The organism is Geodermatophilus sp. CPCC 205761, from assembly GCF_051383655.1.
Classification (GTDB): domain Bacteria; phylum Actinomycetota; class Actinomycetes; order Mycobacteriales; family Geodermatophilaceae; genus Geodermatophilus.
Map to the genome: position 1 here is coordinate 1 of NZ_JALPKQ010000053.1, position 16,404 is coordinate 16,404.

The window sequence follows — 16,404 nt, forward strand, 5'->3', positions numbered from 1 at the left end:
GATCCGACTTCGGTGGCCGAGCTGCGGGCGGCCGGGGTGCCGGCGGCCGAGGCGCGGCTGCTGCGCCGCACCGGGCGGGCGCGGGACTCCGCCGGGCTGTCGGTGGCGCAGCGCCGGGCGAACCTGGCCGGCACGTTCGCGCTGCGGCCGGGCACGCCGGCGCTGCCCGCGGACGCCGTGCTGGTGGTCGTCGACGACGTCGTGACCAGCGGCGCGACGCTGGCCGAGGCGGCGGCCGTGCTGGCTCCAGCCGCAGCACCGGACGGCCCGCCGGTGCTGGCCGCGGTGGTCGCGGCGACGCCGCGGCCGGTGCCCGCAGCGCGGCGGGAAACGGACCGGACAGGCCCACAAGGTCGACTGTCGGGACCACCCAACGGCGACTAGCGTGGAGCCGATCACAGCCCGTCCTACCGGGAGGTCTCATGGAGATCGTGGTCCGTGGCCGCAACGTCGAAGTCCCCGAGCACTATCGACAGCACGTCGAGGACAAGGTCGGTCAGCTCGAGCGGTTCGACGGCAAGTTGAAGATCCTCCGCGTCGACGTGGAGCTCTTCCACGAGAAGAACCCGCGCCAGTCCGCGCAGTGCCAGCGGGTGGAGATCACGCTCCGGGGCAAGGGCCCCGTCGTCCGGGCGGAGGCCAGCGCCCCGGACTTCTACGCCGCCCTGGATCTCGCCACGGGCAAGCTCGACCACCGGTTGCGCAAGGCGGCCGACCGTCGCCGTGTGCACCACGGCCGGCGGACCCCGGCCAGCGTCCGGGTCGGCGGTGGCGGCGCCGAGACCGACGTCCTCGAGTCCTTCGAACGGGACCGCCAGCTCGCCGAGGGGTCGCACGTCACCGACCTCGACGAGCACCTGCCCGGACGGGTCGTCCGGGAGAAGCACCACCCCGCCACCCCGATGCACGTCGACCAGGCCCTCCACGAGATGGAGCTGGTCGGCCACGACTTCTACCTCTTCATGTGCGCCGACACCGGTCAGCCGACCGTGGTCTACCGCCGGCACGCCTACGACTACGGGCTGATCCGGCTCGTGGACGCGCCGCTCAACGGAAAGCTCGAGCAGCAGCCCGCCCAGCCCGCGGCGGCGCCACTCTGACTCCCGGGCGGGCGGGGCGCACCAGACGCCCCGCCCGCCCGCTCCTCAGTCGCCGGCCACCCGGCCGAACAGCACTGCGTCCCCGCGGGTGCCGTCCCGCCGGTCCAGGCAGGAGCGCACCACGCCCTCCCGGGTGAAGCCGGCCCGCACCGCGACCGCCTGCGAGGCGGTGTTGTCCACGTCGGCGACCAGGTGGACCCGCGGCGCCCCGAGCCCCAGCGCCCACCCGGCCAGCGCGGCGGCGGCCTCGGCGGCGTACCCGCGGCCACGGGCCCACGGCGCGATCCAGTAGCCGATCTCGGGGCCGAACCGCCCGTCCCGCAGGTGCACCCCACCCGACCCCACGAGCTCGCCGTCGGCCTCGACGACGACCGGCAGCCCACGGCCCTCGGCCCGCTCCCGCGGCGCGACGTCGGTGACCCAGGCCCGGGCGTCCTCGCGGGTGTACGGGAGGGGTATCGCGGTGATCCAGCGCTGGATCTCCGGGTCCTGGCAGGCCCGCAGGACGTCGTCCACGTCCTCGGGGCGGTGCGGACGCAGCACCAGGCGGTCGGTGCGCACCACCTCGGTCGGCAGGTCGACGTCGGTCAGCGAGAGGACGCCGGCCCCCTCACCGCTCGCACGCTCGCGGCGAGCCTCCGGCCGGGGCCGAGGAGTCGATGGCATGCAGCGATGATCAGGCGTTGCCCAGGACGCGGTCCACCGAGATCTCCAGCACCACGCGGGCCGGGTTCTCCCGCGGCGTGCGGTACCGCCTGGCGTAGCGCTGCTCGGCGTCGGCGACCGCGTCGCGGTCCGCGCGCACCACCGCCGTCCCCTCGAGGGTCACCCACCGGCGCCCGTCGACCTGGCAGACCGCGACCCGCGACCGCCCCGCGCGCACGTGGCCGGCCTTGGCCGACGCCCCGGAGGTGATGACGCGGGCGGTGCGGGTGGCCGCGTCGTAGGTCACACCCACCGGGACGACGTGCGGGCTGCCGTCGGCCCGGAGTGTGGTGAGCGTCGCGAGGTGCCGTTCGGTGAGGAAGGTGAGCAGGCCGGGGCCCAGGTTGTCCAGGTCGTGCGCCACCCGGGGATTGTGGCGGTCAACGGGAGGCACCGCCGCGCACGCCGCCTACGCTGGGGTACGTGGTGTTCTCGAAGATCCTGCGAGCCGGTGAGGGCAAGCTCCTCCGACGACTGAACAAGATCGCCGATGCGGTCGAGTCGCTGGCGGACGACGTCGTCGACCTCACCGACGCGGAGCTGCGGGCCAAGACCGACGAGTTCAAGCAGCGCCTGGAGGAGGGGGAGACCCTCGACCACCTCCTGCCCGAGGCCTTCGCCGTCGTCCGTGAGGCCGCCACCCGCACCCTCGGCCAGCGGCACTTCCGGGTCCAGATCATGGGCGGGGCCGCGCTGCACCTGGGCAACATCGCCGAGATGCGCACCGGTGAGGGCAAGACGCTCACCGGCGTCCTGCCGGCCTACCTCAACGCGCTGACCGGCAACGGCGTGCACGTCGTCACGGTCAACGACTACCTGGCCAAGCGCGACGCCGAGTGGATGGGGCGGGTGCACCGCTTCCTCGGCCTGTCCGTCGGCACGATCCTCTCCGGGGAGCGGCCGGCGCACCGTCGCGAGCAGTACGCCTGCGACATCACCTACGGCACGAACAACGAGTTCGGCTTCGACTACCTGCGCGACAACATGGCCTGGAGCAAGGCCGACCTGGTGCAGCGCGGCCACCACTACGCCGTCGTCGACGAGGTCGACTCGATCCTCATCGACGAGGCCCGCACCCCGCTGATCATCAGCGGCCCGGCCGAGCAGAGCGCCAAGTGGTACGGCGAGTTCGCGCGGATCGCCCCGCTGCTCGAGCGCGACGTCCACTACGAGGTGGAGGAGGCCAAGCGCACGGTCGCCATCACCGAGGAGGGCGTGGAGTTCGTCGAGGACCAGCTCGGCATCGAGAACCTCTACGAGGCGGTCAACTCGCCGCTGATCAGCTACCTCAACAACGCGCTCAAGGCCAAGGAGCTCTACCACCGCGACCAGCAGTACATCGTCACCAACGGCGAGGTGCTGATCGTCGACGAGTTCACCGGCCGCGTCCTGGCCGGCCGGCGCTACAACGAGGGCATGCACCAGGCCATCGAGGCCAAGGAGAAGGTGCAGATCAAGGACGAGAACCAGACCCTCGCCACGATCACGCTGCAGAACTACTTCCGGCTCTACGAGAAGCTCTCCGGGATGACTGGCACCGCCCAGACCGAGGCGGCCGAGCTCTCCCAGACCTACAAGCTGGGCGTCGTCCCCATCCCGACGAACCGGCCGATGATCCGCGAGGACCGCTCCGACGTCATCTACAAGACCGAGCAGGCGAAGTTCGACGCGGTCATCGAGGACATCGCCGAGCGGAACGAGAACGGCCAGCCGGTGCTGGTCGGCACCGCCAGCGTCGAGAAGTCCGAGGTCCTGGCCAAGCTGCTGCTGCGCCGCGGCATCCCGCACGAGGTGCTCAACGCGAAGAACCACGCGCGTGAGGCGCACATCGTGGCCCAGGCCGGGCGGCTCGGTGCGGTCACCGTGGCGACCAACATGGCCGGCCGCGGTACCGACATCCAGCTCGGCGGGAACCCCGAGTTCATCGCCGACGAGGAGCTGCGGGCCCGCGGGCTGTCGCCGTCGGAGACCCCGGAGGAGTACGAGGCCGCCTGGGACGACGCGCTGGCCAAGGCCAAGGAGCAGGTGAAGGCCGAGCACGAGCAGGTCACCGAGGCCGGCGGGCTGTACGTGCTGGGCACCGAGCGGCACGAGAGCCGCCGGATCGACAACCAGCTGCGCGGCCGCTCCGGCCGGCAGGGCGACCCCGGCGAGTCGCGGTTCTACCTGTCGCTGGGCGACGACCTGATGCGCCGGTTCAACGGCCCGATGCTCGAGTCGATGATGACCACGCTGCGGGTGCCCGACGACCAGCCGATCGAGTCGAAGATGGTCACCCGCGCCATCCGCTCGGCGCAGACGCAGGTCGAGCAGCAGAACTTCGAGGTCCGCAAGGACGTCCTGAAGTACGACGAGGTGCTCAACCGCCAGCGCACCGTCATCTACGACGAGCGGCGCAAGGTGCTCGACGGTGAGGACCTGCACGAGCAGGTGCGGGCGATGGTCGACGACGTCATCGGCGCCTACGTCGACGGCGCGACCGAGACCGGCTACGCCGAGGACTGGGACCTCGAGCAGCTGTGGACCGGCCTCAAGGCGCTCTACCCGGTCGGCCTGACCATCGACGAGCTGCTGGCGGACAAGGCCGACGGGGAGCAGGCCGCGCTGTCCGCCGACGTCCTCAAGGAGGCGCTGCTGGACGACGTCCACCGCGCCTACGAGGAGCGCGAGGCCGCGCTGGGCTCGGAGGTCATGCGGGAGCTCGAGCGGCGGGTGCTGCTGTCGGTGCTGGACCGCAAGTGGCGCGAGCACCTCTACGAGATGGACTACCTGCGGGCCGGCATCCACCTGCGCGCGATGGCCAACCGCGACCCGGTCGTGGAGTACCAGCGCGAGGGCTACGACATGTTCAGGCAGATGCTCGACGGCATCAAGGAGGAGTCGGTCGGCTTCCTGTTCAACCTGGAGGTCAAGACCAAGGAGCAGCAGGAGGCCGAGGCCCGGGCCAAGCAGGCCGAGGCGGAGGCGAAGGCCCTGGCCGCCGCACAGCAGGGGACGGCGCGGGTGCTGGCCCGCCAGGCCGCGGCTGCCCAGGCGGCCGCCGCTGCCCCGCCCGCCGCCCCGGCCGCGCCGGCTGCTCCCGCGCCGGCGTCCGACGGGAACGGGGCACCGGCCCCGGCCTCCGCCCCGACTTCTGCCCCGGCTCCGGCGCCGGCGCCTTCGGCCCGGCGCTCGGGGACGTCGATGACGAAGTCGGGGGCCGCGCCGGCCCGCGCCGCGGCCGCGCCGCCGGTGACGGAGGAGCCCGCTCCGTCGGGAACCGGCCCGGAGCTGTCGGTCAAGGGGCTGGACCAGCCGCGCCGGTCGACGGAGGACCTCAGCTACTCGGCCCCGAGCCTGGACGCCTCGGCCAAGGAGAGCGGCCCGACCAAGGCCGCGAAGAGCGCCACGGTGACCGGCACCAAGGAGCCGGCGCGCAACGCGCCGTGCCCCTGTGGGTCGGGCAAGAAGTACAAGGCCTGCCACGGAGCGCCCTCCCGCTCCTGAGCCCGTCCGCGACGACGCCCCTGCCGGTCCGCCGGCGGGGCGTCGTCGTGTGTGCCGTCCGTTCCGGAGGGCGCCGGGGCCGTGCTCAGCCGATCTGGAGGGCGGTGCACCGCCACCGGCCGTCGATCCCCTCCAGGCGGGCGGCGACCGCGTGCGCGCGGCCCGACCGGCGGGCCACCGCGCTGACCTCGGCGACGCCGTCGACCGGCTCGCAGACGTGCACCGGGCCCAGCAGCAGCGGGGCGGTGCCGCCGCTGCACCAGTGGGGACGGCGGCCGCTGGTGAGCGCGGCGTAGACCCCCGTCGACGTCAGGTGGCGCACCTGGGTGAGCGGCCGGCGGCCGGCGAGCGCCTCCAGGGTGAGGGTGAGCAGCGTTCGTCCGGCCGGTCCCGGGTCGGGCAGGTCGGCCCGTCCCGACCAGGCGGGCCCGAAGCCGGCCAGGAACCCCTCGGGCGTGCCCTCCTCGCGTGGCCGCGGTCCGGGCCGGTGCGGAGGCCGGGGCACCGCGACGCCGGGGAGGACCAGTCGCAGCACCGGCTCCTCCGACAGCGGTGGCTGCGGCGTCGGGACGACCACCAGCCGCAGGGTCGCGGTGGTGAGCGGCTGGTCGGCCGTGGAGGAGGGGGGCGCGGTCATGCGGAACTCCGGTGCTCGTCGGTCGGGATCGGGCTGGGGGTGCTGCGTCACGGGACGGAGGGCGGGCGGAGGACCTGGCCCGGCAGCAGGAGGTCCGGGTCGGGTCCGACCACGTCGGCGTTGGCCTGCCACCACGCGCGGACGGCCGTGGCGATGTCGCCGTCGGTGGGTTCGCGGCCGGACCGGCCGCGGAGGTCGGCGGCGGCGATGTCCCACAGGCAGTCGCCGCGGAGCACCACGTGGTCGCCGGGGGCCGGCGCCGGCCAGTCGGGGACGGGGTCGCTCGCGGCCGGGGTCGGCCGGTCCGGGACGGGGCCGGTGGCGGCCGGCGCGGGCCAGTCGACGACGGCGGCCCCCGTGGAGAGGGTGCCCTCCGCGGAGACGGTGGTCAGTTCGACGGTGGGGAGACCGGGCGTGCCCCCGGCCAACGCCGGCGCTCCGACCGCCAACCCGACGCCGAGCGCGACTGCTGCGGCGCGGCGCGCGCCGGCGGGGAGGAGGCGCCGACTGACGGCGCGGGCGAGGACGCCGGCCAGCCCGGGCAGGGCGGAGAGCGCGGTGAGCACCAGGCCGAGCAGGCCCCAGAGCCAGGTGGCCCACGCGAACGCGGCCACGCCGGCGACCAGCAGGGTCTCGGGCCCGACCGTGTCGGCGGCCCGCTGCAGGTCCGGGCCGGAGTCGGCGAGCCAGGAGAGATCCGGGGTGACCGCGCGCAGGGCGACGGCGGTCGCGGCCATCACCACCGTCGTGCCCAGCAGGCGCCGTGTCGACATGTCTCCTCCTCGGTGGGCGTGCTGCGAGACTAAAGCAAGCAAATGCACGCAAACGCAAGAGACAACGTGGATCTAACCTGAGCGGAGGAGGTGCCGATGCGCTGGCAGCAGTTGTTCGCCGACCTGCAGGCCGAGTTCGACGCGGCCGAGTCCGCGGCCGACCGGGCCGAGGACGGGACCCGGCGGCGGGCGGAGCTGGGAGCGGTGCGGCTGTCCGAGCGGCTCGCGGGCTCGGTGGGGCGGCCGGTGTCGCTGCGCTGCCGGGGTGCCGGCGACGTTGCCGGGACGCTCACCGACGTCGGCCCGGACTGGCTGCTGCTGACCGACGACCGCCGCCGCGAGGTGCTCGTCGCCGCGGCGGCGGTGCGGTCGGTGGCCGGGCTGGCCCGGCGCACCGGACCGCCGGAACCGGACGGGGTGGTGCGGGCCCGGCTCGACCTGCGGCGGGCGGTGCGCGGGCTGGCGCGCGACCGGAGCGTCGTCCACGTGGTCCTCGACGACGGGTCGGTGCACGTGGGCACCGTCGACGGCGTGGGCGCGGACTACGTCGAACTCGCCGAGCACGCCGCCGACCAGCCGCGACGCGCCGCGGCCGTGCGAGGGGTCGCGGCGTTGGCCCTGCCGGCGATCGCGGTGGTGCGCACCCTGGCGCCCGGGCTGGACTGACCGGGATCAGCCCCGGCTGCGTCCTCCGGTCGTGGGCGTGGCCGGCGCCTCGTCCTGAGCGGCGGGCTCATCGGGGGCCGGCGGCTCGGGGACGGTCCCGGCGCGCGCCTCCGCGTACTTCCGCTGGATGAACCGCTCGAGCTCGTCGACCTCCACGCGCCACTGACCGCGGCCGCCGATCTGGATCGCGATGAGTTCCTTGCGGCGGACCAGCGCGTAGGCCTGCGACCACGACACGTTGAGGATCTCGGCGACGTCGTCGAGGGTCAGGAAGCGCGGTGTGGGCATGGGGTCTCCGTCCGGTCGCGCCCAGTCTGGCAGCCCCGTCCGGGTGGGATGAGCGCCGTCCACACCCGAACGTGTGGACGGCGACTGCGCGGAACCGCGTCCGTGTCGCATCATCGGCGTCCGAATGCGGCCGATCGAGGCCGTCGACGGGTGTCGCACAGATGGGAGGACCGCCGGCAGTGAGCGCTCCCCGCACCGCCTCCGGCTCGACGACAGGGCCGGATCCGGCAACCGGGCCCGTGCCGCGCCGCGTGCGGCCACCGCGCTGGCTGGACCTGCGGCTGGTGCTGGGCGTGCTCCTCGTGCTCGGCTCGGTCCTGCTCGGCGCCCGCGTGGTGACCGCGGCCGATGCCACCGTGCCGGTCTGGTCGGCCGCCGGTGACCTGGCCGCCGGCACCGTGCTGGCGGCCGAGGACCTCGTGGCCGTCGACGTCCGGCTCGACGAGGTCGCCGGCTCGTACCTCGCGACCAGCACCCGGCCGGAGGGGCGCACCCTCGCGCGGGCGGTGACCGGTGGCGAGCTGCTGCCGCGCGCGGCGCTCGAGGAGCCGGCCGACCTGGTGCAGGTGGCGCTGCCCGTGCAGGCGGGGTACGTGCCGCCCGGGCTGGTCCGCGGACAGGTGGTCGACGTGTACGCGGTCGCCGACCCGGCCGCCGGGGCCCTGGCGACCGCGGACTCCGAGGTGTCCCTCGTGGTCGGTGCCGCACCCGTCCAGGCCATCTCGGGCCGGACCGAGGGCGTGCTGTCCACGGCGACGACGACGGTGCAGGTCGTCGTCTCCGTGCCGGCCGGGCGCGCCGCGGCGGTGCTCGCGTCCATCGCCGGCCGGCCCCTGGTGGTCGTGGTGCACGGGTCGGTGGACTCCGCACGTGCGGCGGGCGGGGATGAGGGCGACGAGGCCGGCGCCCCGGCGGCAGACCCGGCGCCGGCGACCGCGCCCGCTCCCGGCCCGGCGACGGCGGGCCCCGCGCCGGCCGATCCCGCCCTTCCGGCTGATCCTGCCGTCCCCGCCGTCCCCGCCGTCCCTGCCGTCCCCGCCGTCCCCGCCGTTCCTGCCGTCCCCGCCGTCCCCGCCGTTCCGGCCCCGGGACCGGGGACCGTCGTGGAGCCGGCGCCCTGATGGCGCTGCAGGTCTTCACCGCCGTCACCGGCGCCGGATGGGAGTCCGCGCTCGTCGGGGCCCTCGACCGGGCCGACCACGGCGTCACCGTCGTCCGCCGCTGCGTCGACGTCGCCGAGCTCCTGGCCGCCGCCGCCACCGGGACCGGGCAGGCGGCGCTCCTCTCCGCGGACCTTCGCCGGCTGGACGCGGACGCGGTCGCCCGCCTGAGTGCCGCCGGCGTGGCGGTCGTGGGCCTGGTGGAGCCGGGCGATGAGCCGGCCACCGCCCGCCTGCACGCCCTCGGTGTCGCGCGGGTGCTCCCCGCCGACGCAGAACCCGACGTCATCGCGCAGGCACTCCGCGAGGCGGTCGCCGGCGGTGTGCCGACGCGGCGCGACATCGCCGATCCGCGTGCGGCCCTGCCCGGGCCGGCACTGCCCGAGCCCCGTGACGAGCGGGCCGCCGGTCGCGGCCGCGTCGTGGCCGTGTGGGGTCCGACCGGAGCGCCCGGCCGGACCACGGTCGCCGTCGGGCTGGCCGACGAGGCCTCCCGGCTGGGCGTGCGGACGCTGCTGCTCGATGCCGACGTCTACGGCGGCGTGGTGGCGCAGGTGCTCGGCCTGCTCGACGAGTCGCCCGGCCTGGCGGCCGCGGCGCGCCAGGCCACTGCCGGGACGCTGGACGAGGCGGCGCTGCGGCGCCTGGCCTGGGCGGTGCGCCCGGGGTTCGGTGTCCTCACCGGGCTGGCGCGTGCCGACCGCTGGCCGGAGCTGCGCCCGCAGGGCGTGAGCGGCGTGCTGGAGGAGGCGCGGCGGACCGTCGACCTGGTCGTCGTCGACTGCGCCTTCAGCCTGGAGGAGGACGAGGAGCTGTCCTTCGACACCGCGGCGCCGCGCCGCAACGGCGTGACGCTCACCGTGCTGGAGGCCGCGGACACGGTGTTGTGCGTCAGCGGGGCCGACCCGGTCGCGCTGCAGCGCACCATCCGGGCGCTGGGTGAGCTGCGCGACGCCCTGCCGGACGTGGAGCCGGTGGTCGTGGTGAACCAGGTGCGGCGCGGGCCGGTGCCCGGCGATCCCCGACGCGAGATCGCCGGAGCCCTCGAGCGGTTCGCCGGCCGCGAGGTGACGCACTTCCTCCCCGCCGACCGCCGTGCCACCGACGCCGCGCTGGCCGCGGGCCGCACCCTCGCCGAGGTCGTGCCCGGATCGCCGCTGCGGTCCGAGCTCCGGTCGATGGCGGCCGCCCTCGCGGGTGTCCCGGTCCCGGCTGCCCGGCGGGGTCGTTCTCCCCGGCGCTCCGTCCTGACCCGGGTGTCGGCCGGTCGCGGTGCGTCGTAGCGTGGGCCGCCGAACCGGAGGAGGCCGATGGTGGAGCGCTTGACCACCCTGGACGCGTCGTTCCTCTACCTGGAGAGACCCGAGAGCCCGATGCACGTCGCGGGTGTGCTCGTGCTGCAGCCCCCGGCCGGCGGGCTGGAGGCGATCGCCTCGCTGGTCGAGGCCCGGCTCGCCCTCGTGCCGCGCTACCGGCAGCGGGTCCTCGAGGTGCCCGGGCACCTGGCGAACCCCGTCTGGGCCGACGACCCGGACTTCGACGTCGAGTACCACGTCCGGCGCTCGGCGGTGCCGCGTCCGGGAACCGAGGCGCAGTTGCTCGACCTCGTCTCGCGGGTGACCGCGCGACCGCTGGACCGGGCCCGGCCGCTGTGGGAGGTCTACCTGGTGGAGGGCCTGGCCGACGGCCGGGTCGCGGTCATCACCAAGACCCACCCGGCCCTGGTCGACGGGCTCGGCGCGGTCGACATCGGGCAGGTCCTGCTCGACACCTCGCCGGACGCTCCGGCGCCGGTGCCCGATGCGTGGCGCCCGCGCCCGCTCCCCGGCGCGTTCCGCCTGGTCCAGGACGCCCTGGAGGAGTACGTCGCGCGACCGTCCGGGGTGCTCGACACCGCACGGCAGGCCGTGGGTGACCTGCGGTCGACCGGTGGCCGCCTCTCGAGCGCGGCGGTCGGCGCCGCTCGGGCGGCCCGGTCGGCGCTGTTCCCGGCCCCGTCCAGCCCGCTCAACGCCACGAGCGGCAGCCGGCGCCGCGTCGTCGTCGCCCGTGCCGACCTCGACGACGTCAAAGAGGTCCGGAAGGCCTCCGGCGGGACGGTGAACGACGTCCTGCTGACCGTGCTGACCGGCGCCGTCAGGGACTGGCTGCTCTCGCGGGGGCAGCCGGTGACGGGGTCGACCACGGTCCGTGCGCTGGTCCCGGTCTCGGTGCAGGGCGAGGAGGAGGAGGCGCCGGGCAGCCGGGTCTCGAGCTACCTGGTGGACCTCCCGGTCGGCGAGCCGAACCCGAGGGTCCGGCTGGCCCGGCTGAGCTACGCGATGCGGGGGGTGAGCCAGCACGGCCGGTCCGTCGGCGCCGACACCCTCATCGCGCTGACCGGGTTCGCACCCCCGACGCTGCACGCGCTCGGTGCCCGCGCCGCCCGCGGACTCTCCCGGCGGATGTTCAACCTGGTCGTCACCAACGTCCCGGGGCCGCAGGTGCCCCTGTACGCGGCGGGCAGCCGGATGCTGGAGGTCTTCCCGGTCGTCCCGCTGGCGCCCGGCCAGGGGCTGTCCATCGGCATCACCAGCTACGACGGCCGGTTGTTCTTCGGACTCAACGCCGACCGGGACAGCGTCGGCGACGTCGACGTGCTCGCCGACCTCATCGAGCAGGAGATCGGGGTCCTCGTCGAGACGGCGGGCTGACCCTCGCCGGGCAGCCGGGGCAGGGAGCCGGGATACCGTCGCGCTGTCCGTCAGCGAGAAGGAGTCCGACCGGTGCGCGTGTACCTGCCTGCGACCACGTCCGTCCTGCGGACCCTCGTCGACGACGGTCGCCTGGCCGGTCCGCACACCGCGTTCGCCGTGACCCCCGGGCTGCGGGAGTTCTACGCGGTGAGCGACGCCGGGGCCGACGTCGAGGAGCTCGAGTACGCGGCCCTGCTGACGGCGGCCCGGGCCAGCCTCCGGCTGATCGACGTCGACCCGACGGCGGCCCGGCGCCGGGTCGTCGTGGCGGCGGACGTCCCCGACTCCGCGGTCTCCGACGTCGAGAACCCCGACGCCGACCGCGGTGCCGTCCGCGTGACGGCCGACCTCGCGCTCCGCGACGTCGCGAGCGCGCACATCGACGGTGCCGACGCCGAGGACGACGTCCGGGCCGCCGTCGGCGTCGTGCTCGAGGCCGATCTGGGCAGCGAGGAGGCGCAGTTCGCGGTGGACCAGGCCGAGGGCCACGAGCTGGCCTGGTACGCGACCCAGGAGATCGGCGCGGTCGTCGAGCTCATGTGACACCGCGCGGCCCGCGGCGGGACGATCTCCGGAGCCCTGGCCGGCGGCATGGTCACGCGGCCTCCTGGCGGCGGGCCACCTGCACCCGCTGCGCGGCGCCCGACGCGATCAGCCACCCCGATCCGGGGCGGACGGGCAGGGGAGTGCGCGGGAGCCGGATGCCCAGCAGGTCGGCGTCGCCGGGGGCAGGGCAGAGCAGCAACCCGGACCGGCTCCGCCGCAGCGTGGTCACCGGCGACCGGTAGGCGCTGGACAGCTCACCGGCGGTCCCGCCCACCACGAAGACGAGCCCGTCGGCCGTGTCGGGTGCGCCCGCGGCCGTCACGACCGCCGAGTCGGCGACCGCCCCGAAGTCGTCCACCACGACCACGCCGGGCCGAGCGTCGAGCCGGGCGACCCAGCCCCGCCATCCTTCCAGGTCCGCGCCGCTCACCCAGGTCCGCGCGTCCGCCGCGGGCGGGTGCGCGGCGCCGCGGACGACGGCCAGCACCGGCACACCGGCATCCGCCAGGTACCGACCGAAGGACTGCACGGCCGTCCGACGCCCGCTGCCCGGCGTCCCGACGACCAGCAGCCCACCGGTCCGGGCGATGTCCACGGTCAGGAGGGCGCCCTCGTCGCCGCCGGGGCCGAGCGGCAGGTGGAGTCCGTCCCGTGCGGAGGGGGCGGCCGACCGGTCCGGGCTGGGCAGCCGGGGAACCGCCGGCAGCTCGGGGATCCGCAGCGGAGCGGGAACGGCGGACACCCCGTCCCAGAGCGATGGGTCGGCCCGCCGCGGGAGCGCGAGCTGGCACTCCGCGGCGTCCTCGCCCAGCAGGGCCCGTCCGGGCGGCCGGTGCGCGGGCACCAGCCTCGCCGGGACGCCCGCGACCGCGTAGTCGGCCCGGTCGGGGAGCGGCAGCAGCAAGCGGCCGTGGGCCGCGCCGGCCAGCCGGCTCCCCGGGATCGCGCGGTCGGCGGTGAGCAGGCAGGTCAGGCCCGCCGCCGCGCCGTCCCGGAGCAGTCGCAGCAGCGCGGCGGAGCCACGTCCCGGGTCGGACTCGTCGAGCTGACCGGTCAGCGACTCCAGGCCGTCGACGAGCAGCAGCAGGTGCGGCGGCCGGTCCCCGGAGGAACCGGCACGGCGGCGGGCCACCTCCTGGCCGAGCCGGTCGAGCAGCCGCACCGTGCGCAGCGGGTCCTCGCCGCCGACGGTGGTCCCCGCGTGCGGCCACGCGGCGGCGACCGAGGCCAGGGCACCGCCCCCGTGGTCGAGGACGTGGACGTGCAGCTCTGCTGGCGAGAGCCGGGTCGCCGCCTCGACGAGGACGGTCCGCAGGAACGTGGTCCGGCCGCTGCCGGCGCCCCCGACGGCCAGCCACCCACCGCCCCGGGACAGGTCGACCACGAAGGGTTCCTGGGCCTGAGCGGCCGGGCGGTCGACGAGGCCGACGACCAGCCGAGCCCGCGCCGCGGCGCTGCGATCCGGTGGGTCCTCTCCGGACACCGGCGGGAGGTCCCCGCTCCGGACGACGTCGGGGAGCGCGGGACACCAGGGCCGGTGGGGGCGCGGCCGTCCGGTCTCCTGGGCGAGGCCGGCGAGCGCGGCGCAGATCCGCGCCAGGTCGGTGGGCCCCGACAGCGCGTCCCCCCGGGGCGGGGCGGCCGGCGACCGTGGCCACTGCCAGCGCCGGACCACGGGGTGCGGGTCCGGCGGACCCGGCGGTGACCCCGCCACCCGTGCCACCTGGAACAGCGCGGGGGCGCCGGCGCCGGCCCGCAGGAGGGCCCGGCCCGCGAGCTCGACCGGGAGCAGGGCGGCCGAACCGGTGCCGAGCACGTCCCTCGACTCGGCCTCGTCGGTGGTCCGCAGGCAGATCCGCAGGGTGCAGTTCGCCCGGATCTCGGGGGACACGACGCCGCTGGGCCGTTGCGTGGCCAGCACGAGATGGACGCCCAGTGACCGTCCGCGCTGCGCGATGCCGACCAGACCGGTCACGAACGACGGGAGCTCCTCGACCAGACCCGCGAACTCGTCGACGACGATCACCAGGCGGGCCAGCTCCACCGTGTCGGGCAGCGCGGCCAGGTCGGCCACCCCGTGCTGGGCGAGGAGCGTCTCCCGGCGGGTCAGTTCGGCGGCGAGCGACCGCAGGGCCCGCTCGGTGGCCGCCGCGTCGAGGTCGGTGAGCAGGCCGACGGCGTGGGGCAGCGCGGCGGCCTCGGCGAACGCCGCGCCGCCCTTGTAGTCGATGAGCAGGAAGGAGCACCGGTCCGGCGGATGGGCGAGGGCGAGACTCGCGATCAGCGTCTGGAGGAGCTCCGACTTCCCCGAGCCGGTCGTCCCGGCGACCAGCGCGTGGGGGCCGTCCCGGCAGAGGTCGACCGACAGCACGCCGCCGGCGGTGCGGCCCAGCGTGGCGACGAGAGCACTCCGCGTCCGGGGCCAGTGGCCGCTCGTCGCTCCGTCGGCTCCGATGCGCACCCCCTGGCCGGACAGCTCCAGCAGTCGCACGCGCGTGGGCACGCCCTCGTCGGCCCCCGCCGGAAGGAGCACGGCGAGGTCGCGGGCGAGGGTGTCCGCGACCTCGGACGGGAGGCGGTCGACCGTCACCTCCGCCCGGTCGGGGGTCGCCGGCAGCACGAGCACCCCGCCGTCGCCGGTCTCCCCGCTCAGTTCGAGGACTGCGTCGGTGGCGGCGGGGACCTCCTGCCTCGACCGGCCGGGTGCCAGGACGAGGACCCCCACCTGACGGGCCTGCCGGAGCAGGGCCGCGAGCCGCGGGTCGGCGGGCAGATCGACGACGACGGCCAGCCACCCGAGCGCTCCGGGGGGGTCAGCCGGACCCGGGCGTCCGCCGGGTGCGGTCTGCGTGGCTCGGGCGCGGCGTCGGTCCACCACGTCGCGCAGCCAGGCCGTCGCACGCCCGTCCGTACCCGCGACGCACACGTGCACGGCGCCGGGAGCCAGGTGCGGCAGCCAGCGGAGCCAGGCCCAGTCGGTCAGTCGCTCGGGCGTCGTGAGGAGGGCCAGGTCGACCTCGCCGGGGGCGTGCAGGACGGCCAGCTGGGCGACGACACCGGCGAGCACACCCACCGCGCGTGCGCGTGGACCGGCGACGCCGAGCCCACCGGTGGACCTCAGCTCGACGACGACCGGGCGGTCCGGGGCGACCTCCCGCTCCCCGAACCCGCTCCGTCGGGCGCGGGTGACCCGCGTGCGCCCGGGGCCCGTGCCGACGCGCACCGCCACGGCATCCACGTCACCGCGCCGGCGCTCCCAGAGCGGAGCGGACCGACGCCGGACCGCCGTCGCCAGCGCGGCGAGGTCGGGGTGCGCCACGTGCGCGGCCAGGCTGTCGGCGCGCAGCGCGTCGGCCAGCCGGTCGTCGGCGGCGGCGAGCTCCACGGCGTGCGCGGCCATCGCCCGCCGCGTGCTCTGCCGGCCCGACCAGCGGTCGGAGAGCCAGGTGCCCACCGCGACGACCGGGCTCAGCAGCGCGAAGAAGAGGAAGTGCGGAGAGCCGAGCACCGACGCCAGGACGACGCCGCCGACCGCGGGGAGTGCCACCGCCACCCAGGCGAGGCGCCGTCGTGGCGGCGACGTCGGCGGATCGGGGAAGAGCACCTCGACGTCGGGGTGGCGGGCGACCGTGCGGGGGTGCGGGCGCAGCTGGACCCGGCCCGCCGAGGCGGGGCGCACGACCGCCGGGGCCCCACCGGGGCCGACGACGGTGAGCGCGCTGGCTCCGACGCGCAGCACCGCGCCGACCGGCCAGGGCACAGGACTCGCGCCGACCGGTCTCCCGTCGAGCCGGCTGCCGTTGGTAGACCCCTCGTCGGCGACGGTGAGGTCGCCGGCGCCCACCTCGATCCGGGCGTGCCGCCGGGAGACGTCGGGGTCCTCCAGGGGGATGTCCGCGCCGCGGCCGCGGCCCAGGAGGTGCCCGCCGCGGGCGAGCCGCATCGTCGTGCCGGCGCCCGGACCGCCCACCACGTGCAGCTGCAGGGCGCTGAGCCCCTCACCGGCTCGCTCCCGGGGCGCGGGACGGCCGAGGCCGAGCACTGCCCCGTGCGCCAGGGCCGGATCGGCCATCGGCAGGTGTCCGGGCAGCCGGGCGGAGCCCGACCAGATCCCTGCGGGCTCCGTCCCGAGGGCGTCGGCGAGCGCCGGCAGCACCGTGTCGAGGCGGCCGTCGTCGGGCGCGAGGACCTCCACGTCGACGGGACCGCCGGGCGTGAGCACGGTCCAGCAGCGAGCGGCGAGTGACGGCGTGGCAGGGGCGGGCACGCACCGACCCTCGACCGCGGCTGCTCGGGAGCCACCCCGCC

Annotated in this window: 13 protein-coding genes and 1 pseudogene; 8 read left to right on the forward strand and 6 right to left on the reverse strand. The window is 76.1% G+C overall.

Going from position 1 to position 16,404, the window contains the following annotated elements; genetic code table 11:
- Together MY526_RS23045 and hpf are read left to right on the forward strand one after the other, a co-directional pair.
- Positions 1 to 384: pseudogene (locus tag MY526_RS23045) on the forward strand (ComF family protein); the annotation flags it as partial.
- A 38-nt stretch (positions 385 to 422) separates the two neighbouring features.
- On the forward strand, positions 423 to 1,100 hold the full coding sequence (hpf, locus tag MY526_RS23050; protein WP_436695920.1) for a ribosome hibernation-promoting factor, HPF/YfiA family: 678 nt from the start codon (positions 423 to 425) through the stop codon (positions 1,098 to 1,100).
- A 45-nt stretch (positions 1,101 to 1,145) separates the two neighbouring features.
- Here hpf and MY526_RS23055 read toward each other — a convergent pair whose 3' ends face one another.
- Both MY526_RS23055 and MY526_RS23060 read right to left on the reverse strand, forming a co-directional pair.
- Entirely contained in the window at positions 1,146 to 1,766 is a 621-nt protein-coding gene (locus tag MY526_RS23055; RefSeq protein ID WP_436695919.1) for a GNAT family N-acetyltransferase, read from the reverse strand.
- Positions 1,767 to 1,776: 10 nt separating this feature from the next.
- Positions 1,777 to 2,169: a pyridoxamine 5'-phosphate oxidase family protein gene (locus MY526_RS23060; protein WP_436695918.1), complete on the reverse strand. Its 393-nt coding sequence runs from the start codon at positions 2,167 to 2,169 to the stop codon at positions 1,777 to 1,779.
- 59 nt (positions 2,170 to 2,228) lie between these two features.
- On the opposite strand from MY526_RS23060, the gene secA reads away from it, so the two are divergent.
- Positions 2,229 to 5,291: a preprotein translocase subunit SecA gene (gene secA / locus MY526_RS23065; protein ID WP_436705159.1), complete on the forward strand. Its 3,063-nt coding sequence runs from the start codon at positions 2,229 to 2,231 to the stop codon at positions 5,289 to 5,291.
- Between the two features lie 85 nt (positions 5,292 to 5,376).
- On the opposite strand, the gene MY526_RS23070 is transcribed toward secA, so the two are convergent.
- Both MY526_RS23070 and MY526_RS23075 read right to left on the reverse strand, forming a co-directional pair.
- Positions 5,377 to 5,928 (reverse strand): Rv3235 family protein, encoded by a 552-nt coding sequence (locus tag MY526_RS23070; RefSeq protein WP_436695428.1) that lies wholly within the window; start codon positions 5,926 to 5,928, stop codon positions 5,377 to 5,379.
- Positions 5,929 to 5,975: 47 nt separating this feature from the next.
- Positions 5,976 to 6,701 (reverse strand): LysM peptidoglycan-binding domain-containing protein, encoded by a 726-nt coding sequence (locus tag MY526_RS23075; RefSeq protein ID WP_436695427.1) that lies wholly within the window; start codon positions 6,699 to 6,701, stop codon positions 5,976 to 5,978.
- 96 nt (positions 6,702 to 6,797) lie between these two features.
- Between MY526_RS23075 and MY526_RS23080 the strand changes: the two genes are divergently transcribed.
- A complete protein-coding gene (locus tag MY526_RS23080) occupies positions 6,798 to 7,367 on the forward strand; it encodes a hypothetical protein (protein ID WP_436705160.1) in 570 nt (189 codons plus the stop codon).
- Between the two features lie 6 nt (positions 7,368 to 7,373).
- Here the strand turns inward: MY526_RS23080 and MY526_RS23085 are convergent, their stop codons facing one another.
- A complete protein-coding gene (locus MY526_RS23085) occupies positions 7,374 to 7,655 on the reverse strand; it encodes a helix-turn-helix domain-containing protein (protein ID WP_436705161.1) in 282 nt (93 codons plus the stop codon).
- 179 nt (positions 7,656 to 7,834) lie between these two features.
- Between MY526_RS23085 and MY526_RS23090 the strand changes: the two genes are divergently transcribed.
- From MY526_RS23090 to MY526_RS23105, 4 genes are all read left to right on the forward strand, one after another.
- Positions 7,835 to 8,776, forward strand: coding sequence for an SAF domain-containing protein (locus MY526_RS23090; RefSeq protein WP_436705162.1), 942 nt, complete (start codon positions 7,835 to 7,837; stop codon positions 8,774 to 8,776).
- Positions 8,776 to 10,098 carry an AAA family ATPase gene (locus tag MY526_RS23095; RefSeq protein WP_436695423.1) on the forward strand — a complete coding sequence of 441 codons (1,323 nt, stop codon included), beginning with the start codon at positions 8,776 to 8,778 and terminating at the stop codon, positions 10,096 to 10,098. The genes MY526_RS23090 and MY526_RS23095 overlap by 1 nt, the downstream gene beginning before the upstream one ends.
- 27 nt (positions 10,099 to 10,125) lie before the next feature.
- Positions 10,126 to 11,508 carry a WS/DGAT/MGAT family O-acyltransferase gene (locus MY526_RS23100; protein ID WP_436695422.1) on the forward strand — a complete coding sequence of 461 codons (1,383 nt, stop codon included), beginning with the start codon at positions 10,126 to 10,128 and terminating at the stop codon, positions 11,506 to 11,508.
- A gap of 78 nt (positions 11,509 to 11,586) precedes the next feature.
- Positions 11,587 to 12,093, forward strand: a complete 507-nt coding sequence (locus tag MY526_RS23105; RefSeq protein ID WP_436705163.1) for a DUF6912 family protein — start codon at positions 11,587 to 11,589, stop codon at positions 12,091 to 12,093.
- A 52-nt stretch (positions 12,094 to 12,145) separates the two neighbouring features.
- Here the strand turns inward: MY526_RS23105 and MY526_RS23110 are convergent, their stop codons facing one another.
- A complete protein-coding gene (locus tag MY526_RS23110) occupies positions 12,146 to 16,363 on the reverse strand; it encodes an FtsK/SpoIIIE domain-containing protein (protein WP_436705164.1) in 4,218 nt (1,405 codons plus the stop codon).
- Between the last annotated feature and the right edge of the window lie 41 nt (positions 16,364 to 16,404).